Below are 26,395 nucleotides of genomic sequence, written 5' to 3'. Positions count from 1 at the left end.
CTGACCGGCTGAATTCCGTTATGGACATTGGGCTTGTTGTCTTTTTGCCCGTACTGGGAGCCTTTGCTTCGCTCCTCTCAAGGCTGAAGCGGCCCGGCCCGGATCATGTGCAGGGCCACGCGTTGGTTGCGCTGATCGCCCCGGCCATCTGCCTGCTGCTTCTGCTCAGCTATCTTCCCCGGATCCAGTCTGGCGAAGCCCTGGTCTATTCCGTGTCCTGGGTGCCCGAGATCGGCCTCGACCTGGCCTTCCGGCTGGATGGTCTCAGCTGGTTATTTGCCACCCTGATAACCGGCATCGGCTGCCTGATCATTCTCTACGCACGTTACTATTTCGCCGGCAAGGACACCGCGGGCCGCTTCTTCGTGCTAATCCAGCTGTTCATGACCGCCATGCTGGGCATTGTGCTGTCGGAAAACCTGCTGTTCATGCTGGTGTTCTGGGAGCTCACCAGCCTGGTGTCCTTCCTGCTGATCGGTTTCACCTGGTCCAGCCGCAATGCCCGCAGGGGTGCTCGCATGTCGCTGGTGATTACCGGTGGCGGAGGCCTGGCGCTGCTGGGTGGCATTCTGCTGCTGGGGCAGATTGTCGGCAGTTACCAGATCAGCGATGTGCTGGCCGCCACGGATACCATCGTCAGTGATGACCGCTATCCGCTGACACTCTCCCTGATTCTGCTCGGTGCCTTCACCAAGTCTGCCCAGGCGCCTTTCCATCTCTGGTTACCCCACGCTATGGCAGCGCCAACGCCGGTGTCCGCCTACCTGCATTCGGCCACCATGGTGAAAGCCGGCCTGTTCCTGATGGCCCGACTGCATCCGGCCATGGGCGACACCGAGCTCTGGTTCAGCCTGATTACCATTACCGGCATGGTCACCCTGATGGTTGGCGCCTTTGTGGCCATGTTCATGCACGACATCAAGGGCCTGCTGGCGTATTCCACCATTTCCCATCTGGGGCTGATCACCCTGCTGATTGGCATGGGCAGTGAGATGGCGATGGCAGCCGCGCTGTTCCACCTGACCATCCATGCCCTGTTCAAGGCGCCCCTGTTCATGATGGCGGGCATCGTCGACCAGGCCACGGGAAGCCGCGATATGCGCAATATCAACGGCCTCTGGCGAACCATGCCGGCACTGATGGTGGTTACCGCCATACCGGCCGCTGCCATGGCTGGCCTGCCTTTGATGAGCGGCTACCTGAGCAAGAAAATGCTGTTCTCGGAAAGCCTGCTGGTAACCGCACCCCACTGGGCCAACACACTGATCCCGGTGTGGGTCACTATTGCTGCTCTGTTTTCCGTGGCCTATTCCGTGCGCATCTTCCATAACGTGTTTTTCAACGGCCAGCCGGTGGACCTGCCCCATTGGCCGCCCCGTAAAAAACCCGCCGGAATGCTGGTGCCTCTGTTTATCCTTGCCGCGGCCTCATTACTGGTGGGTCTGGCTCCACAGACCACTTACGACAGCCTGATTCACCTGGCAGTCATGGCCACTTCCATGACCCACCTGCCGCTCTATGACTTCTCGGCACTGTCAGACGCCCAGGCGCCGGCCATGATGAGTTTCATTGCGATGATCGGTGGTATCGTGTTCTATCTCGCCCGCGGCCCGCTATTTGCCATTCACCGACAGCTACCGGAGGTGGATGCCAAGAATATATTCGAACAGATCATGCAGCAGAGCATTCGCTTCGCCCAGTCGCTGGTCTATCGTCTCGAGAATGGCTCCCTGCAACGGTATCTGGCCTTTATTCTTGTCGCCGCCATCGCACCCGCGTTGTGGATGCTCAGTAGTTACAGTGGCTGGCGAGGCCCTTCCGAGCTGACCGACCTGAACGCCATGGTCGTTTTCGGTGCCGTCATCCTCTGTCTGTCCGCCATTGGCGTTGCACTGTTTCATCACCAGCGTCTGCCGGCACTGCTTCTGTTATCGGTCACCGGCCTGTTCGTCACCCTGGCCTTCGCCCAGTTTTCAGCGCCGGACCTGGCACTCACCCAGCTGTCCGTGGAAGTCATGGCGGTGGTTATCATGATGCTGGCGCTGTCATTTCTGCCCCAGACGTCGCCCAGGGAATCCGGGGCCGGCAGGATTGTCCGGGACCTGAGCCTGGCCGGTCTGGCAGGGGCTGGCGTTGCTCTCTTTGCCTATGCGGTACTGACCCGGCCGGCAGACACCATTTCAGGATATTTCCTGGCCAACAGCGTCCCCGGTGGTGGCGGCACTAATGTGGTCAACGTCATTCTGGTGGATTTCCGGGGCTTCGACACCCTGGGGGAAATCACTGTTCTTGGCATAGCGGCGGTTGCGGTATTCGCGTTCACCCGCGACCTGCACCTGAAGGAAAGGGTAGCCAGTGCCGGCACCGCAAAAGGCTTCGCTGAGCCTCATCCGGTGATCCTGCAGATGGTATCCCGTATGGCCCTGCCCATTGCCCTGCTGGTCTCCGCCTATATCTTCCTCCGGGGCCATAACATGCCCGGCGGTGGATTCATTGCCGGACTGGTGACCGCTGTCGCCCTCACCCTGCAATACATGGCTGGCGGCCTGGTATGGGCGCAGGAGCGGATGCTCACACACTTCCGCCCGCTGATCGGGGCCGGCCTGCTGATTGCAACGGTTACCGGGCTCGGGAGCTGGTTCGTCGGCTATCCGTTCCTTACCTCGGCGTTCAGCCACATGGACTGGCCGCTGATTGGCGAGTTCGAGCTGGCAACGGCACTGTTGTTTGACTTGGGGGTATACACCACCGTCGTGGGTGCCACCCTGCTGATACTGGCAAATCTGGGCAAACTCATGACTGTGGCCGGTCCCGGCCAGGAGGTGGGCTGATGGAGCTGGTAATCGCCATTACCCTGGGGGTACTGACCAGCACCGGCGTATACCTGATTCTGCGTGCCCGCACTTTTTCCGTGGTACTGGGCCTGACATTACTGTCCCACGGCGTAAACCTGTTCCTGTTCAGCATGGGCCGGCTGACCACGGCGTCCCCGGCTGTCATAGGGCTGGTGGAGGAATATACCGATCCGCTCCCCCAGGCACTGGTGCTCACTGCGATCGTGATCAGCTTTTCGATGACGGCGTTTGTGGTGGTACTGGCCCTGAAAGCAGCTGTAGAGCTGCGCAGTGATCATGTGGATGGCGAAGACCCGAACGAGGATCGCCAATGAACCACCTGATGATCATGCCCATCGTGATACCCCTGCTGACCGGTGCGTTCCTGCTGGTGATGTACCGTTACAATATCGGCCGCCAGCGCTCGCTGGGCATTGGCTCCTGCCTGCTACTGGTGATCTTCGCGATATGGGCAGTGCTTCAGGCCGGCGTCACAGACTATACCCTGTACCGCCTTGGCAACTGGCAACCACCTTTCGGGATCGTGCTGGTGCTGGACCGGCTCAGTGCCACCATGTTGCTGCTGACAGCCCTGCTCAGCCTGTTCTGCGTACTCTATGCCAGTCGTGGTTCAGACCGGGAAGGCTCCCACTTCCATGCCCTGATGCAGTTTCAGCTTATGGGCATCAACGGCGCCTTCCTCACCGGGGATCTGTTCAATCTGTTCGTATTCTTCGAGGTGTTACTGATCGCCTCCTATGCGCTGCTGCTCCATGGCGGTGGCCGTGCACGCAGCCGGGCCGGTCTGCACTATGTGATCATTAACCTGGCCGGCTCGGCACTGTTTCTGCTGGCACTGGGCCTCCTCTACGGCCTCACCGGTACGCTGAACATGGCGGACCTGGCCCGGGTGATTGCCAATGCACCGGAGTCGGATCTGCCCTTGCTGAAGGCCGCCTCGCTCCTGTTGATGGTGGTGTTCGGTATCAAGGCCGCCCTGCTGCCGTTGCTGTTCTGGCTGCCACGGGCCTATTCGGCCGCCAGTGCACCAGTGGCCGCACTGTTCGCCATCATGACCAAGGTAGGTTTTTACGCCATGGTGCGGGTATTCCTGGTGGTTTTCGGTCTGGATGAGGGAGCGCCTGCCAATGACACCGTGATGGCCTGGCTGTGGCCCATGGCTCTGATCACCCTGGCGCTGGGAGGTATCGGTGTACTGGGTGCAGCCAGCCTGCGGACCCTGACAGCCTACATGGTGATTGTGTCCGTGGGGATACTGCTGGCCACCCTGTCCCGCAACGACGAACAACTGCTGGCCGCCAGCCTGTTCTACCTGCTGCACAGCACCATCATGACGGCCGTATTCTTCCTGTTGGCTGACCTGATCGGGCGTTACCGCGACGACGGTTACGACCGGTTTTCCGTTATCTCTCCTCTGTCCCACCGCTGGGTTCTGGGCAGCGTATTTCTTGTAGCTGCTATCAGCATGGCCAGCCTGCCGCCCTTCAGCGGATTTGTCAGCAAGGCGTGGATTCTGCAATCGTCTACCCCGCTGCCAGACTATCTCTGGCTGTGGGGGGCCATTCTCATCTCCGGACTGCTGATTATCGCCGCCCTGAGCAGGGCTGGCTCTGGCTGGTTCTGGCGGCCGGAGGAGCACTCAGCCGCCAAAGCCCGGGCCGTGGCGAAAACTCAAAGACTGGATTATGCCCGCACAGCCACCGTGTGTGTGATGATTGCCATCAGTTTCTCTCTCGCCCTGTTCGCCCAGCCAGTGATGGATTATCTCGAGGCTGCGGCAAGGCTTGTTTACCAACCATCCGGCTACGTGGACGCGGTGCTGGGCGATTACGTTCGTCAGGGCGGGGAGGTGAGCCCATGAACCGTCGCGAATTCTGGCTGCCAAGGCCACTATTCTCGCTGTTTCTGGCGTTGCTCTGGTTGTTGATGGTCAACAGTTTTTCGGTGGCTCACATGCTGCTGGGGCTTGCCCTGGGCCTCTTCATCCCCTTCATCACCCGACCATTCTGGCCGGAACAGGCCAAGGTGCGCTATCTGCTGCCTTTGCTCAGGTACTTTCTGGTGCTGATGGTCGATATTGTGTACTCGAATCTGATCGTGGCCCGGCGCATCCTCTGGTATCCCAACCAGTTAACGCCAAGTTTTATCACCTATCCCCTGGAACTGGATGACGACTTTGCCGTGACCATCCTGGCCAGCACCATCTCACTGACACCGGGGACTGTATCCGCCCATTACGACAGCGAAGCGGGCACTCTGCTGGTTCACGCCCTGCATGTCACCGACGAGGATGAGCTGGTGCGGCAGATCAAGGAACGCTATGAACGGCCATTGAAGGAGATCTTCCAGTGATTGCCACCGTGATTCCATTCGTGATTGGCATATTCTGCATTGCTGTGTTGCTCAATCTTTACCGCCTGGCCATCGGACCCGACATTGTCGACCGGATACTTGCCCTGGATACGATGATGATCAACAGTATTGCACTGATCGTGCTGGCGGACATCCAGATGTCCCTGGGCATCCTGTTCGAGGCGGCCCTGTTGATTGCCCTGATGGGATTTGTCGGCACCGTGGCCATGACCAAGTATCTGCTGAGGGGGGATGTCATCGAATGAGCGGTTCAGAGATGCCACTGCTTCTGGAAATGATAGTCACCTTTTTCCTGGTAACCGGAGCCATCATCGCGCTGATCGGCTCCATTGGCCTGGCGCGACTGAAAGATGTCTATATGCGCCTGCATGGCCCCACCAAGGCCAGCACGCTCGGCGTGGGATGTATCCTGGTGGCGTCACTGCTGTATTTCAGTTTCCTGAAAGGCGGGTTGTCGGTGCACGAGGCGCTGGTGACCCTGTTCCTGTTCGTGACAGCCCCGGTCAGCGCCCATATGATGGCCAAGGCGGCGCTGCACCGGAAGCTGAAGTGCTCTTCCCAAACCCGCAAAGGACCGCCGGATCAGTGACCAGCGAACCGTGCCCGGAAAGTTTCCGGCATGGGCACGACGGCCTTGCGCTGGTAGTTGAAGAACACGAATCCGTATTTGGCCAGGGCCACCGGCTGTCCACTTTCCGCCTTGGTGACCCGGAATACGAAATCCCCGCCGTACTTGTTGAAGTCCATCAGCCCCACTTCAAACCTCAGCATTTCGGGAAAAAACGATTCGGACTGGTACATGGTTGCCAGATCGGTAACGATGATACCCATTCCGTTTTTATCGGCCTCCTGAACGCCGTAGTTCACCAGAAACTGGGCCCTGGCCTCGGACAACATGGAGATGAGCGCATCGTTGCCCAGGTGGTTGGCACCATTGATATCGGTGATGCGAACCGGCATCTTGGTTTCGAAATAAAAGGCATCATCCGGGAAAGAGAGTTTGATACGGGCCAAAGTTGGATTCCTGTCTGGAGAAATTGCAGCTGCAGCCAATGATACTTGGTTGTTATCCTCCGTTCACGCAAGACAGGATGCCTGACATTGGTTATCTTGGGAGCCAGGCTTCGGCGCATTCGGGGTTTGGGGGCGGCGGAGATTGGGAGAGCTCTTTCAAAACACGCTCAAGCACATCCCTGTGGCGCTTGAGCTCCGCCATCCATGGCTCCGCACAGTTTTGAAAGAGCTCTCCCAATCCCCGCTTCAAACTTTGACGCGCATCTGGATCACTAAAATAAAACAACGGACATTCTATGGATATTCGCCCTGCTGCAACGCTGGTTCTGACAAAAGATACCGCCGATGGTCTGAAGGTACTGCTGCTGCAACGTACCTGGGAAGCGGTGTTTATGCCCGGTTTCTTTGTCTTTCCCGGTGGTTCTGTGGATGAGCAGGATGTTAAAGGACGCGCACATGCCATAGGCCGGGGTGATTCGGACATCAGTCAGACCATGAGCCTGGACGAAGGTGGGGCCGACTATATGCTAGCGGCGGTCAGGGAATGCTTTGAGGAAGCCGGTATTCTGTTGGCGCTGGACCAGAGTGATGACGAAATCACAACCGGGCACCCGGTTCACAGGGACCGCATGTCACTATTCAAAGGTGAACTGACGCTGTCGGAGGTGTGCCAGCGCCACAAGCTGACCATTCCGCTGGACCGGCTGGCTTATCTGGGACACTGGATTACCCCGCCCGGACCTCCCCGCCGGTTTGATACCCGGTTCTTTGTCGCCGTGGCTCCCGAGGATCAACCGGCAAGCCATGACGGGGTGGAGACCATTGATAGCATCTGGCTGAGCCCCGCACAGGCGCTGGAAGACCACCGCTGTGGGCGACGTTTGCTGGGCCTGCCAACCATCCGGACGTTGAGAATACTGAGGGACTTTGATGACACCGGGGCGGTGATGCGTTACGCCCACGCCAATCCGCCCGAGCCCTATCCCAGCAAGTCGTGGCCGGCGCTGAAGAAGGGCAAGCCGGTGATGCTGGAGCCCGGGGCGCCGGCTTATGATGAGGCGGCAAAGCTGGACCCGGAAGGAGAAGGCTCTACCCGTACGGAGATCATTCCCGGCGAGCCGGTGGAAGTGGCGGCTGGCGTGGTGCGGCTGACGGCGCCTAACCCGGGGATGATGACCGGGCCGGGCACCAATACCTATGTGCTGGGCCACAAACGCTTTACCGTGCTGGACCCCGGTCCGGACAATGCCACCCATATTGAAAGGATTCTGGAACTCACCGGCGGAGCGATCGATCAGGTGGTTGTGACCCATACCCACCAGGATCACTCCCCCGGCACTGTGGCGCTGAAAGCGAGAACCGGGTGCCGGGTCTATGGCCAGCCGGCACCGGCAGGGCCCGCCCAGGACCCGACGTTTGCGCCGGACGAGGAACCCGTACACGGGGATCGAATCACAACCGACGCAGGCACCCTGAGAGTGCTCCACACTCCGGGACACGCCTCCAATCACCTGTGCTACCTGCTGCTGGAGCAGGAGCTGCTGTTCTCCGGGGATCATGTCATGCAGGGCTCCACGGTGGTGATCAACCCACCCGACGGCGACATGAAAGCCTACATCGAATCCCTTTATGGGCTGCTGGATGAACCGGTACGCTACATTGCCCCGGCGCACGGTTTTCTGATGGGGCATCCGGAGGCGGTTATCGACTTCCTGATTACCCACCGGCTGGCCCGCGAACACAAGGTGGCGCGTGTGCTGAAGAACCGGGGCGAAACCAGCCTGAAGGATCTGACGGCGGAAGCCTATGATGACGTGCCGGCCGCCATCCACGGCGTGGCGGCCCGCTCGGCGCTGGCCCATCTATTGAAACTGGAAGCGGATGGAAGGGCTGCAAGCAAAGGCGAGACCTGGCACGCTACCTCGCATACCTGAGAAACCGAGAGGAACTATGCTGTACCGCTGGCTGACACATCTGTATCGCGCTGGCCTGATTTCCACACTCTGCGGCAGTCTGGTGGCTGTTCAGGCTGCCTATGCCGAGCAATCGGGTGACTCCGACAATCAGGAAGTCCTGGTTGCAGAGCTTGCTGAAGACGAGAGTGTCGAAGACGTGGAACACTCCGAACCACTTCAGTCCCCAGAACCCGGGTCCGATGAACCGGACGCCATTGATGCTCCCGGGAAAGATGCCCCCGAGGAATCTGTCAGCTCTGAACAACCCGAAAAGAAGGAAGAAGCCACCAGCCTTAAGTTGCTGGGCGCAGAAGTTGCCCCCGGGAAGTCCACGCGGCTGTCCTGGTCGCCAGCCATCCAGATTGCGGGCCTTTCCCAGCCAACACCGGTTCTGGTGATCAATGGCGCCAAACCCGGCCCCAATCTGTGCCTGACCGGCGCTGTGCACGGCGATGAACTCAATGGCATCGAAATCATCCGGCGCACCATGTATGACCTGGAGCCTGACAAGCTGTCGGGGCGGGTTATTGGGGTTCCCATAGTCAATCTCCCCGGTTTTCAGCGCGGCAGCCGTTACCTGCCCGACCGCCGCGACCTCAACCGCCATTTCCCCGGCAGCACCGATGGCAGCCTGGCGGATCGAATTGCCCACTCGCTGTTCGAAAGCGTGATTCGCCACTGCGATATGCTGGTGGATATTCATACCGGATCCCTGAAGCGCACCAACCTGCCCCAGTTAAGGGCCGACATGAATAACTCCGATGTTGCCAGACTTACCCGCGGGTTTGACCGTATGGCCGTGGTTCACAGCACCGGGAGTGCCGGAATGCTCCGCCATGCCGCGGTTGAGGCCGGCATTCCCTCTGTCACCATGGAAGCAGGCGAATCCCTGCGTATCCAGGAGCACCAGATCAGGGCCGGGGTCAACAGCCTGACCAGCCTGTTGGATAAGGAAGGCATGATTTCCAGGATGTTTGTGTGGGGAGACCCGGAACCTGTGTACTACGACTCGGAATGGGTTCGGGCGGAACAAGGCGGCATTCTGTTCAGCGAGATCAAGCTGGGAGATAAGGTCAGTGAAGGTGAAATCCTGGGTTATGTCTCAGACCCCATCACCAACGAGCAGCATCCGATCCGGGCCAGAAGCGGTGGCCGAATCATCGGAATGGCGGTGGATCAGGTTGTCATGGCAGGTTTTGCCACCTACCACGTTGGTACGGAGGCAGAAGTCCCCGGAGAGTAGTATCCTGTCGGGTTCCTGAAATGCCTCAGGAACCCGAGAGGAGTCCACGTGTCATCAGAAACATCGAAACCACCTCTATGGTTGGCCTATACCGGCCTTGTTCTGACCCCACTGTTCTGGGCCGGTAACGCCGTTGTTGCCAAGGGTGTGGTGGGTGAGATTCCGCCGCTGTCCATGTCCTTCTGGCGCTGGGTCATTGCACTGGTGATCCTCCTGCCCTTCGGGCTACCGGGAGTATGGCGTCAGCGCCGGCTGATCCGACAGCACTGGCTGTCAATTCTGGCGCTGGCCACCTTCAGCGTTGCGGCCTTCAACTCTCTGCTTTACTTCGCTGCGGTCACTACCACCGCCACCAATATTGCGCTCATCAATGCCACGATCCCCATCATGGTCGCATTGCTGGCCTGGATTCTGCTGGGGGATCGCACACGCCCGATACAGGCACTCGGTATCGCCCTTGCTGTGCTGGGCATTCTGGCAGTCGTGGCCCGAGGGGATCTTGCGGTGCTAACCGGCCTGCAGGCGCAACCCGGCGACCTGATCATGGTGCTGGCGGTGTTCAGTTGGGGCCTGTTCTCCGTGCTACTTCGCCGCCAGGCAGTGCCGCTGCCGCCGCTGACCTTCCTGACTGTGCAGATTGCATTCGGCACGGTGGTGATACTGCCGTTTTTCCTTGTGGACCTGCTGTTTTTCTCCGGCGGGTTCGAGCTCAACCGCTCAACCGCCCCGCCAATGATGTATTTTGCCATCTTCCCCGGTATTCTGGCGTACGGGTTCTGGAACCACGGGGTGCACCGGATCGGGCCGGCAAAAGCTGCCATCTTCATGTACCTGACCCCGGTGTTCGCGTCGGTGTTGGCGGGTATTTTCCTCGGTGAACGGCTTGGTCTTTTCCACATAGTTGGCGGTTTGCTGATCCTCGCGGGCCTGTTCCTGGCCACCCGCACCACCGAACTTCGTCGAAAATACCGCTGAACCTGTAAACCGCAATGATTAACAAGGCAGGCACTGATGGATAATGGCATGGCAGGATTCTTCAAATGGGCCGGTATACTGGCCTTCGCCACTTTAAGCACTGTGGCTTTTGCTGTTCCCTGTGATCCGGAGAAAAATGCCTGGGTTCCCAGCCGTTATTACCCACCCGGAAACACCGTGTTCCACAACGGCAACTGGTACGAATCCCGGGAACTCCATGAAGGTAAAACGCCGGGGTCGGCTTTCGAGTGGAAAAAACTGGAGGCAGCACCTGATTGCCATCACAGGGAAGGCAGGGCGGTCACTGCGAGCGAAGAACACCAACAGCAACCGCAGGACCCGGGCCAGACTCCGCAACAACCTGCAGAAGCCCGACGCAACGCTCAACACAGCTGTGTTGAGCCCGGACGCTGGAATTTCGGGGCCAGCTACACCGTGGGGCAGATGGCCGTCCATGAAGGCCGGACCTACCGCGCCATTCGCCCCAGCAATGGCCAGATGCCGGGCATGAGCCAGCCTCCCCATTGGCAGCCGATTGACCGTCCCTGCGGAAACCAGGCGGACCAGGACGATTAATCCGGCAGTGTCGCGAACGCCTGTCGTATCTGTTCCAGAGCGGTCTCCAGCACCTGCCGCGGGCAGCCAATGTTGATGCGCATGAATCCACTGCCTGGCTCGCCGAAGGTTGCACCCGGGTTCATACCAATGCCGGCCCGATGGACAAAGAAATGCTTAAGTGCCGAATCATCCATACCCATGGCGCGGCAATCCAGCCACAAAAGATAGGTACCATCGGGCTCGGTTACCCGAATCAGGGGCAGGTGCTGCCGCACATAATCCATTACGTAATCACGGTTTCCCTGCAGATAGGTCATGAGCTGGTCCAGCCACTGGCCACCATGGCGGTAACCCGCCTCGAATCCGGCGATGCTGAAGGGGTTGCACTGGATCATGTGCATGGAATCAAACACCTCTTTCAACGCCTTGCGATGCTGGCGGTTCGGAACCACCAGCGCCGACAGGCCCAGGCCGGGCATGTTGAAGGTCTTGCTGGGCGCCACGGCCGTGACCAGGGCATCGTCCTCCCCTGCCAGACGCGCCAGTACGTGGTGGGCGGGCTTGTCCGGATAGATCAGGTCACAGTGGATTTCATCCGACAGCACCACCAGATTGTGTTGGCGGGCAATTGCCAGCACCGCCTCAAGCTCGCTTTCGGTCCATACCCGCCCCACCGGATTGTGGGGTGAACACAGCATCAGCACTCTGGCATCGTCCCTGGCGGCACAGGCCTCCAGATGCTCCAGATTCATCCGGTAACTGCCATCGACCTGCTCAAGGGGATTCTCGATCACCACCCGGCCGGTTTTCTGAATGGAACTGAAGAAGGGCGGATAGACCGGTGGCTGGATGATCACGCCTTCGCCCTCACCCGCAAACGCCATGGAGGCGGCATGAAGAGATGGCACCACGCCGGGGGCCATCAGCAGCCAGTCCCGCTCTATGGTCCAGCCATGGCGGAATCTGAACCAGTCGATAATGGATGCGTAGATACTCTCCGGAAACAGCGTGTAACCGTAGACCGGATGCCTGGCCCGCTGCTCCAGCGCCTGCGTGACCGCCTCCGGCGCGGCAAAATCCATATCCGCCACCCACAGGGGAATCACATCCTCGCGGCCGAATACTGCCTTGCGGGCATCGAACTTCACAGAACAGGTATTCTCCCGCGGAATGAGCCGATCAAAGGAATCTGGCACGAAGGGCCTCCGTTATGGCGTCAACGTTGTAGTGGCAAGTGATGGACGTCATTCTGGGGCAGGAATGATAATTGCCGCAACCGCAGAGTCCGTCTTTGGTCGCAAAGAAGCAGGTATTGCTTGCCCGGAACCACCAATACTTGCGAACCTATCGAATTATTTGTGAATCCCGGTACTTTTTCGGAGCCATCACATGCTTGCCCAGATTCTGTCCACGATGTTGCCGGTATTCCTGATTGCCGGCTGTGGCGCACTTTACGGCCGCTACCGCACTCCCGATATCCAGGGTCTGAATACCCTGAACATGGAGCTGTTCGTGCCCATGCTGGTTTTTGCGGTGCTGGCAGACCAGCAGGCGCCACTGCAGGAATATACCAGCCTGGCTCTGGCGGCGACCGTGGTGGTGTTGGGTTCCGGCATCATTCTGTATCCCCTGGCCCGGGTCCTGAAGCTGAACCTGAAAACCTTCCTGCCGCCCATGATGTTCAACAACTCCGGAAACATGGGCATACCGGTACTGGTGTTTGCCTTCGGAGACGCTGCGCTGCCTGCGGCCATCGTTCTGTTCATCGTGGAGATGCTGCTGCACTTCTCCGTGGGTCTCTATATGCTGGACCCCCATACCTCCATCCTCAAACGGCTGCGCCTGCCCATCGTATTCGCCAGTATCGCTGGCCTGACGGTTAACGTCAGCGGAGTGCCCCTGCCCGAATGGCTGCTGGAAACCCTGAATATGCTGGGAGGTGTGTGCATTCCGCTGATGCTGTTCGCCCTCGGCGTACGGATGCTGGACGTGGATTTCAGCGACTGGAAGCTGGGTATTCTGGGCGCCATTGCCTGCCCGGCGTCGGGTCTGATCCTGGCCTGGCCAATGATTGCGGTTCTGGATCTGCCCGGCCTGCAGGTGGCGGCGCTGTGGGTATTCGCCGCTTTGCCACCAGCGGTGCTCAATTACATGGTGGCGGAGCAGTACCAGCAGGAACCCCACAAGGTGGCGTCACTGGTACTGATCAGCAACCTGGGTAGTCTTGTGGTTATGCCCATTGTGCTCGGGCTCGTGTTTGCGGCCGGTTATGTCTGAAACTGTCGCGATTGTACGCGCCTCCCGCCCCAATTTTCTGGTGCTCGCCCCGCTGTGTGCGGGTCTGGGAGTGGCGCTGGCCTGGCAGCAGAACGAACCGCCAGCACTGCTGGACACTCTTCTGGTGCTGATAGGTGCCGTGCTGGCCCATGCAGCGGTTAACCTGCTCAATGAATATGAGGACTTCACCTCCGGACTGGACCTGATCACCCGGCGCACACCTTTCTCCGGCGGCAGCGGGGCGCTCCCGGAGGTACCCTCAGCTGCAAGACGGGTGTTGCTTGCCGCTGTCGGCGCACTCGCACTGGCGATTGCAATCGGCCTGTACTTTCTCTGGCTTCGGGGACTACCAATGCTGGCGCTTGGCGCTGCCGGCGTTGTCCTGGTACTGACATACACCCGCTGGATTACCCGCCTGCCTCTCATCTGCCTGCTCGCACCGGGGCTCGGCTTCGGCCCGGTGATGATCCTGGGCAGCCTCATCGCCCTGGGCGCCCGGCTGGATTCAGCCGCTCTCATCGTTTCCCTGATCAGCCTGCTGCTGGTGAGCGAGCTGCTGCTGATTAATCAGATACCCGATGCTGACGCCGACCGTAAAGTCGGCCGCCGCCACCTTGCCATCACCCTTGGCAAACACGCCGCTGCCCGACTCGTTGGCGCGATGTTGCTGACCGGTTACGGTGTTCTCATAGCAGCTCTTCTGGTGGGCTGGTTACCGATGTGGAGCGCCCTTGCTCTGGCACCGTTACCCGCAGCCCTGTGGATAAGCCACAGGCTGCCGGGTGCGGTGGCCCATTATCAACAGCTCAATACAATATTGGGCGTTAATGTTGCAGTACTGCTGGCAACGCTGGCACTACTGATCGTGGGCATCAGCCTTTAAGCCGGAACACACTGACTCGCCCGCTCAACTGCTCCGCCAGCGTGGCAAGATCGCGGCTGGCGCCAGCCACCTGCTCAGAGCCCGCAGACGTTTCCACGGTGGAATCGTGAATGCGGCTGATGTTGCGGTTCACTTCTTCGGCCACGCTACTCTGTTCTTCCGCCGCGCTGGCAATCTGGGCATTCATGTCGTTGATCTCGCCCACTTCCTGACGAATCTGGCTCAGTGCCTGCTCTGCGGAACGGGTCTTCTCCACGGTGGTTCTGGCCAGGTCACGGCTGGCCACCATTACGTCCGCCGCTTCGGAGGCGCCGGTCTGCAGTTTTCCAATCATTTCCCGAATTTCACGGGTGGAATCCTGGGTGCGGGTCGCCAGTGAGCGCACCTCGTCGGCAACCACGGCAAAGCCGCGCCCGTGGGTACCGGCCCTGGCCGCTTCAATAGCCGCATTCAGGGCCAGCAGGTTGGTCTGTTCGGCGATAGCATTGATTACTTCAATGATCTTTTCGATATTGGCGCTGTCGTCGGAGACCCGGTGGACGGTTACCACTGCTTTCTCGAGGGTATCAGCCAGCTCGCCAATGGAGGCCGCCGTTTCCTGAACCACAAGGTTACCGGTTTCCACCTCCTGGTCCGCCTTGCCGGTGGCAGCGGCAGCACTGGAGGCAAAGCCGGCCACTTCGTTTACAGTCGCTGCCATCTGGTTGATGGCGGTTGCCATCTGCTCGGCTTCCTCGGACTGGATGCGAATCTGACGGTTGTTGTTGTCGGATGTCGACAACAACTCCGAAGAACTCCTGGAAAGCTCCATCGCAGATTGACGCACTTCGCTGATAATTCCGGCGAGTTGCTCCACCGTATCTCTTAGCGCACCCATCACGCTGTCGGGGTATCTGGTCTGGATATCCTGGTCAAGAATACCGTCCGAGAGCCGGCGAATCGCGTCTGCCACTTCATCAGGCTCGGCACCCAGAGTTGAGCGAATCCTGCGGATAATAAGCACTGCCACAACAATACTCAGTAATACCGCCATACCGGTCACCAGGAATATCATCCGGTTGAAGTTTCCTGCCGCCTCGCGCACCGCATCGACATTGGTGGTTATAAACGCTTCCTGGTGGTCGATGAAAGCGTTGATCCGATCAAGCCAGGTTGTATAGGCCGGGGAAACATCCTCCAGCAGAAATTCCCGTGCTTCCTCAACACGGCCAGCCTGGCGCATGGTCAGCAATTCGTCGGTAAGCGCCAGCGTCGTTTGCTCTATCTCCTTGATGTCCGCCAACAACTCCCTTTCCCGGTCAGAGGCCCCAGCGGACCTGAACAGCTCGTCCATTGGTCGCGCGGATTCGACATAGAACGTCTTCAACCGTTCGATATCCTGAAGATGGGATTGCAGAGCCCGGTCGTCGCGCACCAGAACCGCATCGCGGATAGCAATCGCACGGTCATGCACGCTGCCTCGGAAATTGATCGCGTAACGCTGCTTCACGGCAGCGTCATCGCCCACTTCGGTTAGGGTACGATCGATAAAGCCCACACGGTGATTACCAATCAGGCTGACAAGCACCATCAGAGAAAGTATAAGACCGAAGCCCAGGGCAAGCCGTTTGGCGACTGTGAGGTTGCTGAACATCATTCACTCCGGAAATTGAAAACCATAAGTCGAAACTATCTATTCCTGGAATTAGCGAGAATGGATCAATGGATCGGCCTGAAAATGGTGATCTTTTACAATTATTTTCATTGCTACATATCGTTACATCCCCCTCTGATTAGCCGGTATATCCACGGTAGACGCTTGCAACAGCCCCGGCTTTGGCCGAAGGTAAGACTATTCAGGTTGAATTTCATTTTGATACGGAGATCCGCCCATGAGTGTTCTGCTTCTCCTCCTCAGTGCATTGGTACTGATTTACCTGGGTATAGGCGGCACCACCGCCGCTACTGTCCTGGTTATTGCAACGGTTATCGGTCTTTTCCAGGATGGCTGGCACATCCTCAGCATCCTTTTTGGCGGCGGCCTGCTCGCACTGAGCCTGGTGCTGCTTTTGCCCGGCGACCTGCGCCGCGAAAAACTGAGCGCGCCCCTTTTGGGTTGGGTGCGCGGTCGCCTACCGAAGCTGTCAGATACGGAGGCTGAAGCACTCCGCTCAGGCTCTGTGGACTGGGACGGGGAGCTGTTTTCCGGCCAGCCACAGTGGTCGAAGTTGCTGGACGCCAAGCCTGCCCATCTGTCCAGCGAAGAGCAGGCTTTCCTGGACGGCCCGGTGGAAAAGCTGTGCGGCATGCTGGATGACTGGAAAATCACCCACGAAGACTACGATCTGCCCAACAAGGTCTGGAAATTCATTCGCGAGAACGGTTTCTTCGGACTGATGATTCCCAAGGAGCAGGGTGGCAAGGGCTTCTCCCACACCGCTCATTCCGAAATCGTGATGAAAATCTCCACCCGCAGCGTGTCTGCTGCCGTCACCGTCATGGTGCCCAACTCCCTGGGTCCCGGCGAGCTGCTGATGGAGTACGGCACCGATGCCCAGAAAGAACACTACCTGCCCAGGCTCGCAGGCGGCGAAGAAATTCCCTGCTTCGCCCTGACCTCACCGGTGGCCGGTTCCGATGCCGGCGCCATCCCCGACAAGGGCATTGTCTGCAAGGGCCAGTGGAACGGCGAGGAAGTACTTGGCCTGAAAGTCACCTGGAACAAGCGCTACATTACCCTGGCCCCCGTCGCTACGCTGATTGGCCTGGCCATCAAGGTGTATGACCCGGACAAGCTACTGGGTGAGTCTGATGAGATTGGCGTTACCTGCGTCATGGTCCCCCATGATCTTGAGGGCGTTCACTCCGGCGCCCGTCATCTGCCCATGAACACCGTGTTCATGAACGGCCCGACCTGGGGCAACGACGTGTTCATTCCCATGGAGCAGGTTATCGGGGGCCAGGACATGCTGGGCAAGGGCTGGAAAATGCTGCTGGAATGCCTCTCCATCGGCCGCTCCATCTCCCTGCCCGCTCTGGGCACCGGCGCTGGCAAGGTAGCGAGCCTGGCAACCGGCTCCTATGCCCTGACCCGGGAGCAGTTCGGCCGCTCCATCAGCCAGTTTGAAGGAGTACAGGAAGCCCTCGAGCCCATCGCCGGTTACACCTACATGATGGACGCCGCAAGGCTGCTGACCTCCGGCATGCTGGACCGTGGCGTGCGCCCATCCGTGCCATCGGCGGTACTCAAGTACCGCAATACCGACCTGATGCGCACAGTGATCAACCATGCCATGGACGTGGTGGCCGGCCGTGGTGTGATTACCGGGCCCCGCAACTTCCTGGCCCGGGCCTACCAGGCGGTGCCCATTGGCATCACGGTTGAGGGTGCCAATATCCTCACCCGCAGCCTGATGGTGTTTGGCCAGGGTGCTATCCGCTGCCATCCGTTCATTGTGGAAGAAATTGAAGCGGCCGGCATGGAAGACGAGAAGGCCGCTGTCGAGAAGTTCGATGGCATCTTCTACCGCCACATTGCCCATACCACCCGCAATGCGCTGCGCTCCTTTGTGCTCGCCCTGACAGGCGGTCTGCTGGAACCGGTTCCCCGCCAGGGCAATATCCAGTCCAGCTACCGTCAGCTGGCCCGATTCTCGGCGGCTTTTTCACTGATGACCGACGTGACCCTGCTCACTGTTGGCGGCGGCCTCAAGGCCCGCCAGCGCCTGTCCGGCCGCATGGCGGACTGTCTGGTGCACCTGTACTACGCAACCGCGGTGATCAAGCAATGGCATGAGGAGGGCTACCCGGATGACCAGCGCCCGCTGGTGGACTGGTGCCTGCAAACCAGCCTGCGTGATCTCAAGACGTCCATGCGGTCGCTGATCATCAACTTCCCGGTGCCTCTGCTGCGCTGGCCACTGCGGGTGCTTGTGTTCCCCCTCGGCGCAACGGGCCTGAACGGGCCCGACGACAGGCTCGGCACAGAAGTTGCCGCCAGCATCGTCAAGGACACCCCGTTGCGCCAGCGCATCAGCCGTGGCAGCTACATCAACACCGACCCGGACGATCCACTGGGTCGCGTACTCAACGCCTACCGGCTGGCCAATGAAACCCGTGAAATGCGCGAGCGCCTGCATGAAGCGCTGCGTAACCGCGATGAAGACGAACTGGGCGGCATTGACCTGCTGATGGGCCATGAGCGAAAAGAGCTGGTGGACTGGGCCTGCGACCAGGGCGTCGTCAAGAAGGAAGAATGCGACAAGCTTCTGGAAGCCCTGGAAGCCCTCTACGACGTTATCCGCGTGGATGCGTTTGACGCCGACGGCCTGAAGGCGCTGTCACGCTGTGCCAAGGGCAAGCGCAAAGTCGTGGAACGCCCGCCAAGAGAAGAAGAGTAATCGCTTTCAGCCGCACCCGGGCATCGGGTGCGGCTGAGACAACCCGCCACTGCCGTACCTCCCGCCTCCACTGCATTATTGTCTCAGCCTCTCACAGGGATTGGCACAACCTATGAATCTCGGTTCAAAAGCGCTTTTACTGCGATCTTTTTAGTTATAAAATACCTCATAGATATTTCATTTTAGAATATATAAATATTCCGGCAGGCTATATGGAACTTCAATTCAGTCAGGTAACCAAGTCATTTGGTGACCTGAATGTGATCAAGCAGTTCGACACCACCATCAGCAACGGCGAAATCGTCGCCCTGGTGGGTCCGTCCGGTTGCGGAAAATCCACGCTGTTGCACATGCTGGCCGGGCTTCAGCAGCCTTCATCCGGCACCCTGACCGCAGGCGGCGCCTCGGTGGCCAGGCCATCTCCGGAGCGCACCCTGGTATTCCAGGAACACGCCCTCTACCCGTGGATGACACTGCTGGATAACGTTGCCCTGGCACTGGAGTTCCAGGACAAGCCCCGGAAAATGGCCCTGGCAGAGGCCCATAAATGGTTGTCGAAAGTAAAGCTTGCCGGCTTTGAGGATTATTACCCCCATCAGGTATCTGGTGGCATGCGCCAGCGCTGCGCCCTGGCGAGGGCCTTTATCGCCCGGCCAAAGGTATTGTTGCTGGACGAGCCCTTTGGCGCCCTCGATGCGCTGACCCGAATGACCCTGCAAAGTGTCCTCAAGGACCTGATCGAGGAAGAACGCCCGACCGTGGTCCTGGTCACCCACGATGTGGACGAAGCCCTCTACCTGGCCGACCGGGTCATGGTGTTCAGCCAGCGCCCGGCCACCGTTTTAAAGGAAGTGGAGCTGGGACACATCCCCAAAACCCACGACCTGTCTGTTTTTGCCGATGTCCGCCGGGAAGTACTGAACCTGCTGGGCATTGATACTGATGAACACACACCCGCTGATTCCCAAGGAGAAACGGCATGAACCGCTCTTTACTGGCTCCCCTTTTTGCCTTCCTGCTGGGCCTGGCTGTTATCAGCCCGGCGACAGCCGCAGAAGAATTCCGTGTCGGTTATGTCCGCGTTATGGACGATGCCCAGGCCATGCTGGCCTACGAAGCAGGACTGTATGAGAAGTATGGCCTGGACGCGAAGCTGATCGAATTCACCTCCGGCACCGACCTGATCAAAGGGATTGTTGGCGGCCAACTGGATATCGGCGTGCTGGGTTTCTCCAACGCCTTCACCTGGGCTTCCAAGGGCGCGGACCTGAAAATCGTGGGGGGCGCGCAGCGCGGTTATCATTCCCTGCTGGTGCGTGAAGACTCCGGCATCGAATCGGTGGAAGACCTCAGGGGCAAGAACCTCGCGTCCCAGAAACAGGGCAGCACCGCGGATATCGTGCTCAAGGGCGTGATGCTTGCCAATGCCGGGCTGGAGCCGTCGGACCTGAATGTCATGGGTGTTGCCCCTTCGGTGGCGGTGCAGTCGCTGGTGGGTGGCCGTGTGGATGCCGCTTTCCTGTTCGAACCCTATGACCGTATCGCGCAGCTGGTGGCCCCGGTCAAGCAGATCTATGAGATTGGCGAAGTCTGGCCCTTCCCGTGCATGGTGGTGATCACTTCCGGGGAAACCCTGGAAAACCGCAAGGACGTACTCTGGGCAGCACTGGACGCCCAGCGCGAGGCCATTGACATGCTCGAGAACCAGCCCGAAAAGGCAGCGCCCTATATCACCGACTACTTCATCCGCGAGCCGGTGGTCAAATCCCGTAACCAGGGCGATGTGCCCAGTGAGCAGGTGATTACCGAGGCCATCAAGACCAACGACTTCAGCGCCAAACTGACCGAGGACGATATCAACCGTATGAAGGAACTGGCGGCCATCATGCAGGAACAGGGCATTCTGCAGGTGGAAGGCGAGTTTGATGTCGACGCCCTGCTGGATATGTCCTGGCAACAGGCGCGTGAGCTGTAAGCATGAGCAATAGTCAGACCACGGGCGTTGCCAGCAAGCGGGCCTATGTAGCCGCTATCGCTATTATCCTGTTCTTCTGGCAGGTGGCGGCCTGGTTCCTGCCGGACTTCCTGATGCCGGATGTGCCGGTTGCCCTGCAACGCCTGTGGGAAGAACTCAACAGCGGCGAATTCTACGAGGGGCTCGGCAACAGCATGAGCCGCCTCGGCATCGGCTACGGCGCCGCTCTGTTCTTCGGCATCATTCTGGGCCTGGTGGGGGGCACCCTGAACCTGGTCCGCAGCACCCTGAAAGCCGCCATCATCATCCTGCAGTCCATCCCGTCCATTGCCTGGGTGCCGCTGTTCCTGATCCTGATGGGCTTCGGCAACATGCCGATCATTGTGGTGGTGGCCATCGGCGCGTTCTTCCCCACCGCCCTGAGCGTGATGAACGCCACCGAAAGTGTCGAGAAGGTGCATATCTCCGCGGCCCGGGTAATGGGCGCGTCGAAACTGCAGATGCTCAAACGGGTCTACTTCCCGGCCGTTACTCCAGAGCTGATTACCGGGGCCCAGCTGGCCTTCGGCAATGCCTGGCGCGCCCTGATCTCGGCCGAGATGATCGTCGGCTTCAGCGCCGGCCTCGGCAAGTCCCTGGCCTATTCCGGCGAGATCGCAGACATGACCGGCGTGATGACCAACATCCTGGTCATCGCGATACTGGCTGCTGTAATCGATCAGGTGATCCTGGAGCGCATCAAGCACCGCTTACTGCGCTACCAGTACCTCTGACATCACTCCGCCCTGAGGCCACCGCGAATGGCCTCATCCACCAGCCACCGGCGCAGAATCTGAATCCCCCGCTCGCGCCGGCGGCTGGTTTTCCAGGCAAAGTAGAAGCTGTCACCGGTCATCACCGAATGGCACGGCAGCCGCACAAAATCCCCCGAATCCTTCCGCGTACTGAGCATGTAATCATTGGTCAGCGCGATCCCCTGATGAAACCGCGCCGCTTCCAGCGCCAGCAACATATGACTGAAATGCTGGAGCCTGGCGGAACCGGGAATGGTCTGCTCCACCCCCCGATACCAGGCCTCCCAGTCACCGGCGGCCCTGTCGAAAATACTGTGGGTCGAAAGCAGCGGAAAGCGTGAAACTTCCTCCGGCGACAGCTCAGGCTCGTCCCGCCCCTCAACCTCCGAATCCCGCCCCAGCTCCCGCCGGATCCGCTGCCAGTAATCCTGACTGCACACCGGAAACAGCCGCTCGGTATACAACAACTCATAACTGAACGCCGCCGACGCCGGCTTGATGGTAATAAAACAGTCCGCCACCCGGTCCGACAACACCGGATTCTCACTGCTCATCTCCAGCGACAGCTCCAACTGCGGATGCTCCCGCTGCAAATCCGGCAACCGCGGCACCAGCCAGCGCACCGCAAACGAACTGAACACCGACAGCCGCAACCGCGACTCCTCATGCCCCAGCAACTGCTCACTCACCCGCTCAATCTGCAACAGAGCCGACCCCACCCCATCCAGATACTGCCGCCCCTCGTCGGTCAGCGTCAGCGTCCGCCCACTACGCCAGAACAGCTTCTCACCCAGGTAGGTTTCCAGCTGCTTGATCTGATGACTGACCGCACTCTGACTCACCGCCAGCTCCTCGGCGGCCAGCGAAAAGCTGTTCAACCGGGCAACGGCTTCGAAGACAGGAAGGGATTTCAGGGGTGGAAGCTTCATTATCTAATTTTCTAATACCGATGGATTAAAGATCATTTTATCGGATATTAGCACAGACATAGAATGCCATCACAACGTTGAGGGAGCCGAGTGGGCAGATCTCTCCAAAACCGTGCGGAGCCATGGATGGCGGAGCCCGAGCGTCACATGGATGTGCCGAAGGAGCGCGTTTTGGAGAGATCTGCCCACTCGGCGAATGCACCCAACTGAGAGGTATCACTGGAGTACGGGAGCCACCGGGAAGAATTGTTTCGCTGGCTCAAACTCCCAAATTTCGAGCAAAACCAGAAATAGGAGTTCCCATGTCAGGCAAAACCGTAAACAGCGCAATCCTTCTGCTGGTGATCGGCAACGCCATGGCCATCATATCCGACGTCTTCATCAAACTGCTGGAGCCCGGCGCCCCCATCTTCCAGTTCGCCTTCCTGCGCTGCGTCATCACCCTGCTGTTGTTACTACCCCTGGCAGGACAGCTCAACAGGAAGCACCTGTTCTCCGGCTTCAAGGTCCATGCCCTGCGCGCCCACATACACCTGGCAGGCATCCTGTGCATGGTAGTTGCCCTGGGCAACCTGCCGCTGGCCACCGCCAATGCCGTGTTTTACGCTGCACCCATCCTGGTTATGGTGCTATCTACCATTGTATTCCGGGAAAAACTCACGCCACTGAGCGTTATCGCAGTCTTCAGCGGCTTCGCCGGCATCGTCGTCATCCTGCGGCCGGTGGAATTCAACTGGGCCGCCATCGCCGCTCTGGCAGCTGCCCTGTCTCTTTCCATCAACGCCGTCATGGTACGCAAACTGCCCAAAGAGCAGACCACGGTTCACAAACTGCTGCTGAACTACCTGTTGATCATCCCCGCCGCCGGTGCCCTGGCCATCTGGGAAGGCGCCGCCTGGGACAGCAGCATGTTGATCAGCGCCGGGGGCTCAGCCGCATTCATCCTGGGCTACAACATCACCGTATTGTTGGCCTACAAACAGGTCGATGCCAACCAGATCACCAGCGCCGAATACACCGGCCTGATCTGGGCAGTACTGATTGGCTGGATTGGTTTCAATGAGATGCCCGACCTCTGGTTCGCCGTGGGCAGTGCCATGATCGTGGTTCCGCTGGTTCTGGTGGGATTGGGCTCGCGTCACCGGAGCCCCCGGGTGCTCCGGGCTTATCCGGTGAGTAGTTGAGGCCCTGGGCCAATGACGATGAGGAGCGACTGACCACCAAGGAGGTCGCTGCAAGTTTGCCCTACTAGCTGAACCGCATGAGTGTTCTAAAGGGTCGCAAAGCGGACATTCAGGAATGGCGATCAATGCTGAATAAGCGCCGGCCCGACAGGGCCGTCCGGTGGAGGCCGGAACGAACTTAATTGATTTGTGAGGCATTTTTATCGTGCAGAAAGTCAGCGATGAGGTGCCATTTTTCTTTGTATTCCTCGTAATCAGGAATGTCTCTAAGGTTTACTTTGCCCCAGTTTTCGCTTCGTGGAGCTGACTCCACGATGGCTACCGGGAAGACGAAATAATTCGGAGGCATAACGTCTCTTTTACCATCCTTCGAGCCCCGGTTCAGCAGCACCACAACAACGAAATCGCAGTTGAAGTTTTTGATTGGAAATCCTCCAGCGCCGGTTCGCCATCGACTTTTTACTTGAACCATTGCAGATCTATTCGACTCGGGGTTTGTCGCGACCAGATCATAACCAGGCATATTTGTATAAGTCTTGTAGGAGGCAATTTTGTGGAGCAAAAGCTGCCCCAGAACCAAAAACTCAGCTCCTTCTGCCTCCAACCGTGTATCTAGCCTCGCCATTGCCAATCCTAGTTTTGGTGCCTAACGCCTCAAACACCGGTGACGTTTACGCCGTCTGAGTGCTTTAACTTGTTATGGGGTGAAACATCCTGCATCATTTACCTATGTCTATCTCCGCGGGATGTCAAATGACTGCGCTCGAACTCGAAACCCTCAGAAACGCTGCCATGACGCTCTCCGAACAGGAGCGCGCCGCTTTAGCCAAAGATCTGGTGGCAAGCCTAGATGGCCCTGCAGATGAAGGTGTTGCAGAAGCGTGGGACCGTGAGATTCGCCGAAGAATCCACCAGATTGATTCAGGAGAAGCAGAGCTGCTCGATGCAAAGGAAGTTCTGTCCCGCGCCAGAGATCGAATTAGAGGCTGATCGTCTTGAGAGTGAGAGTCAGCAGGTAAGCTGCTTCCTGGTATGAGCAGGAAGAAGTTGGGCTCGGAGAACGCCTGATCAATGCTTTCGAACAAGCAATTGGGCTGCTTGAGGAACCCTATCCCCCACTGGTTCCAGTCAACCATGACGCCGCAGAATCCGGAGCAAAACAACTCATCCTTCATAGATTCCCCTTCTCCCTCGTAACCATCGAAAGAAACCAAGCTATCATAGTCGTTGCTTTTGCTCACCACTCCAGAAGACCAGGCTACTGGCGGAGACGGCTGTCCCCATAACGCTGAAATAAGCGGCGGCCCGTCAGGGGCGTCCGGTGGAGGCCGCAGGCCGGAACGAACTTAATTGACTGGTTATGTGGCTGAGTCATCAAGCTTTTTCCTGATGGCCGGTGCATCCATATATCCTTTGATGACACGCCAGTTTTTCTCGCCGGCCTGCATGACTGAGATAGCGCCCACCAGTATGCCGACCAATCCTCCTCCAGCTAACAAAATGGCTGGATTCCCTGCGGACTCATACCACTGAAAAAAGGCCGCCAGGATAAGAACGCTTGCAATCCACAACCCCAAATTGAACCAGGATTTTGTGATGATGGCAGGCTTCGTGTCCTCAACTTTTTTGAGAACTTCCCGGAGAATCTTCGTTTCTTTTTCGTCGGTCACTCACTCTCTCCATCACACATAACGCTTGGCTTTGCGGCGTGCCGGAGCGCCAGCGAAGGTGCGTCCGCCAACAGCCACTGGTTATGTGATCTTCGCCTACTCTGGCAAACCCTCGAATTCTGGCACGTCACCAATCGCCCCGTCCCAAACCGCTCTACTCGATGTGAATATGTGCGCAGTTGGCAATACAGAGACTTCAGTATCCAAACACCCTGCGGGAACAACGAGCAGGTTTGTAAATTGGGTGCTTGGTAATGCCGAACCACACGAGCTACAAAAGCTTTTGTTGTGGCGAGTACCTGGAAGCGTAAAGGAAGTCACAGCGTCTACACCCGCCAGCCAGATCAGTTTAGCTGACTGCGAGAACAAGTTTGCCGCATGAGCCGATCCCGTATCTTTTTGGCAATACTCACAATGGCACAGGTAAAAGTTGTCGAAGTCCCCATGGACCTCAAATCTCACCGTGCCACACAGGCAAGAGCCAACATGCTTAGTCATAGGATTCCCTTCTATGGCCTGCAGGTGACGCACACATAACGCTCCGCTAATGTGCGCCGCCTGCGGCGTCACCATTGAGCGGCTTGTTAGCAGATTCTGCCTGAAGACGCTCCACCAGCCACACCTTGATGATCGATTGGCGGGTAACTCCATAGCGCGCAGCCTCACGGTCCAACGACTCCACAACCCAAGCCGGGAAGTCGACGTTGATTCGCTTTTGTTCCTGATTAACGCGACGAGCAGACGACAGGTCCAGGTCATCAACAATATCTTCCTGACCTTCCTCAAATTTTTTATCGAAGTCTTTAGCTTTCATAGAGCTCAACCTCCTTCTTGCGGGAACGTCTGACTGAAATCAGACGAATACGAGCATCCCTGTACGTGACGACAGCCGACCAGTGCTTTTCACCAATCTTGCCTATCAGCAAAAACCTCTGCTCATCCTCTGATTTTGCGCGGATCTCCAGCAGGTATGGATCTTTCCACAGCCCTTGGGCAGCAACGAAATCGATACCGTGCTTGTTCAGATTGGCCTGGCTTTTGGCTTCGTCGAATTCAAATTCATCCATGAGTACAAATTATCCCTTTTTTACTCAATCCGCAAGATTTGGAGGGAGCCGTAGCTGCTAACGCTGAACGAAGCGGCGCGTCTCACGCGTCCGCCTTACGTGACTTGTTATGGGCCAGGAGCACAACACCCTGACCCTTGCTGAATTGGTGGGCACGGTACTGTGCCGAATGAACAAAAGATTCGGGAGCTGTGGTTCCTGGCCAGTAGCACCATGATTGTGGTGCCGCTGATACTGATAGGCCTGCAACAACGGATAACCCGC

General features: G+C 58.5%; 27 protein-coding genes. 18 read left to right on the top strand and 9 right to left on the bottom strand.

What is annotated here, in order from left to right:
* Window positions 1-20 precede the first annotated feature (20 nt).
* The 6 genes from QPM17_RS06825 to QPM17_RS06800 are packed head-to-tail and all read left to right on the top strand — an operon-like array spanning window position 21 to window position 5,817.
* Entirely contained in the window at window positions 21-2,831 is a 2,811-nt protein-coding gene (locus tag QPM17_RS06825; protein WP_285389911.1) for a monovalent cation/H+ antiporter subunit A, read from the top strand.
* Window positions 2,831-3,169 (top strand): Na+/H+ antiporter subunit C, encoded by a 339-nt coding sequence (locus QPM17_RS06820; protein WP_285389910.1) that lies wholly within the window; start codon window positions 2,831-2,833, stop codon window positions 3,167-3,169. Before QPM17_RS06825 ends, QPM17_RS06820 begins: the two co-directional genes overlap by 1 nt.
* Window positions 3,166-4,716: a monovalent cation/H+ antiporter subunit D gene (locus tag QPM17_RS06815; RefSeq protein ID WP_285389909.1), complete on the top strand. Its 1,551-nt coding sequence runs from the start codon at window positions 3,166-3,168 to the stop codon at window positions 4,714-4,716. The genes QPM17_RS06820 and QPM17_RS06815 overlap by 4 nt, the downstream gene beginning before the upstream one ends.
* A complete protein-coding gene (locus QPM17_RS06810) occupies window positions 4,713-5,207 on the top strand; it encodes a Na+/H+ antiporter subunit E (RefSeq protein WP_285389892.1) in 495 nt (164 codons plus the stop codon). The genes QPM17_RS06815 and QPM17_RS06810 overlap by 4 nt, the downstream gene beginning before the upstream one ends.
* Window positions 5,204-5,473 carry a K+/H+ antiporter subunit F gene (locus QPM17_RS06805; RefSeq protein WP_285389890.1) on the top strand — a complete coding sequence of 90 codons (270 nt, stop codon included), beginning with the start codon at window positions 5,204-5,206 and terminating at the stop codon, window positions 5,471-5,473. Before QPM17_RS06810 ends, QPM17_RS06805 begins: the two co-directional genes overlap by 4 nt.
* Entirely contained in the window at window positions 5,470-5,817 is a 348-nt protein-coding gene (locus QPM17_RS06800; protein WP_285389888.1) for a Na+/H+ antiporter subunit G, read from the top strand. Before QPM17_RS06805 ends, QPM17_RS06800 begins: the two co-directional genes overlap by 4 nt.
* On the opposite strand, the gene QPM17_RS06795 is transcribed toward QPM17_RS06800, so the two are convergent.
* Window positions 5,811-6,242, bottom strand: a complete 432-nt coding sequence (locus QPM17_RS06795) for a thioesterase family protein (RefSeq protein ID WP_285389887.1) — start codon at window positions 6,240-6,242, stop codon at window positions 5,811-5,813. The two genes, QPM17_RS06800 and QPM17_RS06795, sit on opposite strands and share 7 nt — an antisense overlap.
* A gap of 296 nt (window positions 6,243-6,538) precedes the next feature.
* Here QPM17_RS06795 and QPM17_RS06790 point away from each other — a divergent pair, with 296 nt between their 5' ends.
* From QPM17_RS06790 to QPM17_RS06775, 4 genes are read left to right on the top strand one after another with little or no spacing between them, the layout of a single operon-like run.
* On the top strand, window positions 6,539-8,176 hold the full coding sequence (locus tag QPM17_RS06790) for an MBL fold metallo-hydrolase (protein WP_285389885.1): 1,638 nt from the start codon (window positions 6,539-6,541) through the stop codon (window positions 8,174-8,176).
* A gap of 16 nt (window positions 8,177-8,192) precedes the next feature.
* On the top strand, window positions 8,193-9,440 hold the full coding sequence (locus QPM17_RS06785; protein ID WP_285389883.1) for a succinylglutamate desuccinylase/aspartoacylase domain-containing protein: 1,248 nt from the start codon (window positions 8,193-8,195) through the stop codon (window positions 9,438-9,440).
* Window positions 9,441-9,488: 48 nt separating this feature from the next.
* Entirely contained in the window at window positions 9,489-10,415 is a 927-nt protein-coding gene (locus QPM17_RS06780; protein WP_285389881.1) for a DMT family transporter, read from the top strand.
* A 48-nt stretch (window positions 10,416-10,463) separates the two neighbouring features.
* Window positions 10,464-10,991: a carbohydrate-binding protein gene (locus QPM17_RS06775; RefSeq protein WP_285389880.1), complete on the top strand. Its 528-nt coding sequence runs from the start codon at window positions 10,464-10,466 to the stop codon at window positions 10,989-10,991.
* Here QPM17_RS06775 and QPM17_RS06770 read toward each other — a convergent pair.
* Window positions 10,988-12,169, bottom strand: coding sequence for a MalY/PatB family protein (locus QPM17_RS06770; RefSeq protein WP_285389879.1), 1,182 nt, complete (start codon window positions 12,167-12,169; stop codon window positions 10,988-10,990). The two genes, QPM17_RS06775 and QPM17_RS06770, sit on opposite strands and share 4 nt — an antisense overlap.
* A gap of 193 nt (window positions 12,170-12,362) precedes the next feature.
* Here QPM17_RS06770 and QPM17_RS06765 point away from each other — a divergent pair, with 193 nt between their 5' ends.
* Together QPM17_RS06765 and QPM17_RS06760 are read left to right on the top strand one after the other, a co-directional pair.
* Window positions 12,363-13,250 carry an AEC family transporter gene (locus QPM17_RS06765; RefSeq protein ID WP_285389878.1) on the top strand — a complete coding sequence of 296 codons (888 nt, stop codon included), beginning with the start codon at window positions 12,363-12,365 and terminating at the stop codon, window positions 13,248-13,250.
* A complete protein-coding gene (locus QPM17_RS06760) occupies window positions 13,243-14,133 on the top strand; it encodes a prenyltransferase (RefSeq protein ID WP_285389877.1) in 891 nt (296 codons plus the stop codon). The genes QPM17_RS06765 and QPM17_RS06760 overlap by 8 nt, the downstream gene beginning before the upstream one ends.
* Here the strand turns inward: QPM17_RS06760 and QPM17_RS06755 are convergent.
* Entirely contained in the window at window positions 14,123-15,766 is a 1,644-nt protein-coding gene (locus tag QPM17_RS06755; RefSeq protein ID WP_285389876.1) for a methyl-accepting chemotaxis protein, read from the bottom strand. The two genes, QPM17_RS06760 and QPM17_RS06755, sit on opposite strands and share 11 nt — an antisense overlap.
* Before the next feature lie 238 nt (window positions 15,767-16,004).
* Here QPM17_RS06755 and QPM17_RS06750 point away from each other — a divergent pair, with 238 nt between their 5' ends.
* From QPM17_RS06750 to QPM17_RS06735, 4 genes are all read left to right on the top strand, one after another.
* Window positions 16,005-18,512 (top strand): acyl-CoA dehydrogenase, encoded by a 2,508-nt coding sequence (locus tag QPM17_RS06750; RefSeq protein WP_285389875.1) that lies wholly within the window; start codon window positions 16,005-16,007, stop codon window positions 18,510-18,512.
* Window positions 18,513-18,724: 212 nt separating this feature from the next.
* Complete coding sequence (locus tag QPM17_RS06745) at window positions 18,725-19,495, top strand: ABC transporter ATP-binding protein (protein ID WP_285389874.1); 771 nt, start codon at window positions 18,725-18,727, stop codon at window positions 19,493-19,495.
* Window positions 19,492-20,487, top strand: a complete 996-nt coding sequence (locus QPM17_RS06740) for an ABC transporter substrate-binding protein (protein WP_285389873.1) — start codon at window positions 19,492-19,494, stop codon at window positions 20,485-20,487. The genes QPM17_RS06745 and QPM17_RS06740 overlap by 4 nt, the downstream gene beginning before the upstream one ends.
* Window positions 20,488-20,489: 2 nt before the next feature.
* Window positions 20,490-21,260, top strand: a complete 771-nt coding sequence (locus QPM17_RS06735; RefSeq protein WP_285389872.1) for an ABC transporter permease — start codon at window positions 20,490-20,492, stop codon at window positions 21,258-21,260.
* Window positions 21,261-21,262: 2 nt separating this feature from the next.
* On the opposite strand, the gene QPM17_RS06730 is transcribed toward QPM17_RS06735, so the two are convergent.
* The gene (locus QPM17_RS06730) at window positions 21,263-22,210 is read right to left on the bottom strand and encodes a LysR family transcriptional regulator (RefSeq protein WP_285389871.1); all 948 of its coding nucleotides are present in this window, start codon (window positions 22,208-22,210) and stop codon (window positions 21,263-21,265) included.
* A gap of 302 nt (window positions 22,211-22,512) precedes the next feature.
* Here QPM17_RS06730 and QPM17_RS06725 point away from each other — a divergent pair, with 302 nt between their 5' ends.
* The gene (locus QPM17_RS06725) at window positions 22,513-23,394 is read left to right on the top strand and encodes a DMT family transporter (protein ID WP_285389869.1); all 882 of its coding nucleotides are present in this window, start codon (window positions 22,513-22,515) and stop codon (window positions 23,392-23,394) included.
* Window positions 23,395-23,572: 178 nt separating this feature from the next.
* On the opposite strand, the gene QPM17_RS06720 is transcribed toward QPM17_RS06725, so the two are convergent.
* Complete coding sequence (locus QPM17_RS06720; protein ID WP_285389867.1) at window positions 23,573-24,019, bottom strand: hypothetical protein; 447 nt, start codon at window positions 24,017-24,019, stop codon at window positions 23,573-23,575.
* 128 nt (window positions 24,020-24,147) lie between these two features.
* Here QPM17_RS06720 and QPM17_RS06715 point away from each other — a divergent pair, with 128 nt between their 5' ends.
* Complete coding sequence (locus QPM17_RS06715) at window positions 24,148-24,384, top strand: addiction module protein (RefSeq protein ID WP_285389865.1); 237 nt, start codon at window positions 24,148-24,150, stop codon at window positions 24,382-24,384.
* Window positions 24,385-24,752: 368 nt separating this feature from the next.
* On the opposite strand, the gene QPM17_RS06710 is transcribed toward QPM17_RS06715, so the two are convergent.
* The 4 genes from QPM17_RS06710 to QPM17_RS06695 form a co-directional block, all read right to left on the bottom strand.
* Entirely contained in the window at window positions 24,753-25,064 is a 312-nt protein-coding gene (locus QPM17_RS06710; RefSeq protein ID WP_285389864.1) for a hypothetical protein, read from the bottom strand.
* Window positions 25,065-25,160: 96 nt separating this feature from the next.
* Window positions 25,161-25,562 (bottom strand): GFA family protein, encoded by a 402-nt coding sequence (locus QPM17_RS06705; RefSeq protein ID WP_285389863.1) that lies wholly within the window; start codon window positions 25,560-25,562, stop codon window positions 25,161-25,163.
* Between the two features lie 46 nt (window positions 25,563-25,608).
* Complete coding sequence (gene brnA / locus QPM17_RS06700; RefSeq protein ID WP_041333061.1) at window positions 25,609-25,878, bottom strand: type II toxin-antitoxin system BrnA family antitoxin; 270 nt, start codon at window positions 25,876-25,878, stop codon at window positions 25,609-25,611.
* Window positions 25,868-26,131 carry a BrnT family toxin gene (locus QPM17_RS06695; RefSeq protein WP_285389861.1) on the bottom strand — a complete coding sequence of 88 codons (264 nt, stop codon included), beginning with the start codon at window positions 26,129-26,131 and terminating at the stop codon, window positions 25,868-25,870. The genes brnA and QPM17_RS06695 overlap by 11 nt, the downstream gene beginning before the upstream one ends.
* Window positions 26,132-26,395 lie beyond the last annotated feature (264 nt).

It is taken from the genome of Marinobacter azerbaijanicus (genome assembly GCF_030250645.1).
Lineage (GTDB): Bacteria > Pseudomonadota > Gammaproteobacteria > Pseudomonadales > Oleiphilaceae > Marinobacter > Marinobacter azerbaijanicus.
Note: the sequence above shows the minus strand (reverse complement) of the source record. Positions and strands in the feature narration are given on the sequence as shown.

What these genes read in the sequence shown, in the direction of transcription:
- QPM17_RS06825 (WP_285389911.1), top strand. Translation starts at nt 21, where the DNA reads ATGGACATTGGGCTTGTTGTCTTTTTGCCCGTACTGGGAGCCTTTGCT.
- QPM17_RS06820 (WP_285389910.1), top strand. Translation starts at nt 2,831, where the DNA reads ATGGAGCTGGTAATCGCCATTACCCTGGGGGTACTGACCAGCACCGGC.
- QPM17_RS06815 (WP_285389909.1), top strand. Translation starts at nt 3,166, where the DNA reads ATGAACCACCTGATGATCATGCCCATCGTGATACCCCTGCTGACCGGT.
- QPM17_RS06810 (WP_285389892.1), top strand. Translation starts at nt 4,713, where the DNA reads ATGAACCGTCGCGAATTCTGGCTGCCAAGGCCACTATTCTCGCTGTTT.
- QPM17_RS06800 (WP_285389888.1), top strand. Translation starts at nt 5,470, where the DNA reads ATGAGCGGTTCAGAGATGCCACTGCTTCTGGAAATGATAGTCACCTTT.
- QPM17_RS06790 (WP_285389885.1), top strand. Translation starts at nt 6,539, where the DNA reads ATGGATATTCGCCCTGCTGCAACGCTGGTTCTGACAAAAGATACCGCC.
- QPM17_RS06785 (WP_285389883.1), top strand. Translation starts at nt 8,193, where the DNA reads ATGCTGTACCGCTGGCTGACACATCTGTATCGCGCTGGCCTGATTTCC.
- QPM17_RS06775 (WP_285389880.1), top strand. Translation starts at nt 10,464, where the DNA reads ATGGCAGGATTCTTCAAATGGGCCGGTATACTGGCCTTCGCCACTTTA.
- QPM17_RS06765 (WP_285389878.1), top strand. Translation starts at nt 12,363, where the DNA reads ATGCTTGCCCAGATTCTGTCCACGATGTTGCCGGTATTCCTGATTGCC.
- QPM17_RS06760 (WP_285389877.1), top strand. Translation starts at nt 13,243, where the DNA reads ATGTCTGAAACTGTCGCGATTGTACGCGCCTCCCGCCCCAATTTTCTG.
- QPM17_RS06755 (WP_285389876.1), bottom strand. Translation starts at nt 15,766, where the DNA reads ATGTTCAGCAACCTCACAGTCGCCAAACGGCTTGCCCTGGGCTTCGGT.
- QPM17_RS06750 (WP_285389875.1), top strand. Translation starts at nt 16,005, where the DNA reads ATGAGTGTTCTGCTTCTCCTCCTCAGTGCATTGGTACTGATTTACCTG.
- QPM17_RS06745 (WP_285389874.1), top strand. Translation starts at nt 18,725, where the DNA reads ATGGAACTTCAATTCAGTCAGGTAACCAAGTCATTTGGTGACCTGAAT.
- QPM17_RS06740 (WP_285389873.1), top strand. Translation starts at nt 19,492, where the DNA reads ATGAACCGCTCTTTACTGGCTCCCCTTTTTGCCTTCCTGCTGGGCCTG.
- QPM17_RS06735 (WP_285389872.1), top strand. Translation starts at nt 20,490, where the DNA reads ATGAGCAATAGTCAGACCACGGGCGTTGCCAGCAAGCGGGCCTATGTA.
- QPM17_RS06730 (WP_285389871.1), bottom strand. Translation starts at nt 22,210, where the DNA reads ATGAAGCTTCCACCCCTGAAATCCCTTCCTGTCTTCGAAGCCGTTGCC.
- QPM17_RS06725 (WP_285389869.1), top strand. Translation starts at nt 22,513, where the DNA reads ATGTCAGGCAAAACCGTAAACAGCGCAATCCTTCTGCTGGTGATCGGC.
- QPM17_RS06720 (WP_285389867.1), bottom strand. Translation starts at nt 24,019, where the DNA reads ATGGCGAGGCTAGATACACGGTTGGAGGCAGAAGGAGCTGAGTTTTTG.
- QPM17_RS06715 (WP_285389865.1), top strand. Translation starts at nt 24,148, where the DNA reads ATGACTGCGCTCGAACTCGAAACCCTCAGAAACGCTGCCATGACGCTC.
- QPM17_RS06705 (WP_285389863.1), bottom strand. Translation starts at nt 25,562, where the DNA reads ATGACTAAGCATGTTGGCTCTTGCCTGTGTGGCACGGTGAGATTTGAG.
- brnA (WP_041333061.1), bottom strand. Translation starts at nt 25,878, where the DNA reads ATGAAAGCTAAAGACTTCGATAAAAAATTTGAGGAAGGTCAGGAAGAT.
- QPM17_RS06695 (WP_285389861.1), bottom strand. Translation starts at nt 26,131, where the DNA reads ATGGATGAATTTGAATTCGACGAAGCCAAAAGCCAGGCCAATCTGAAC.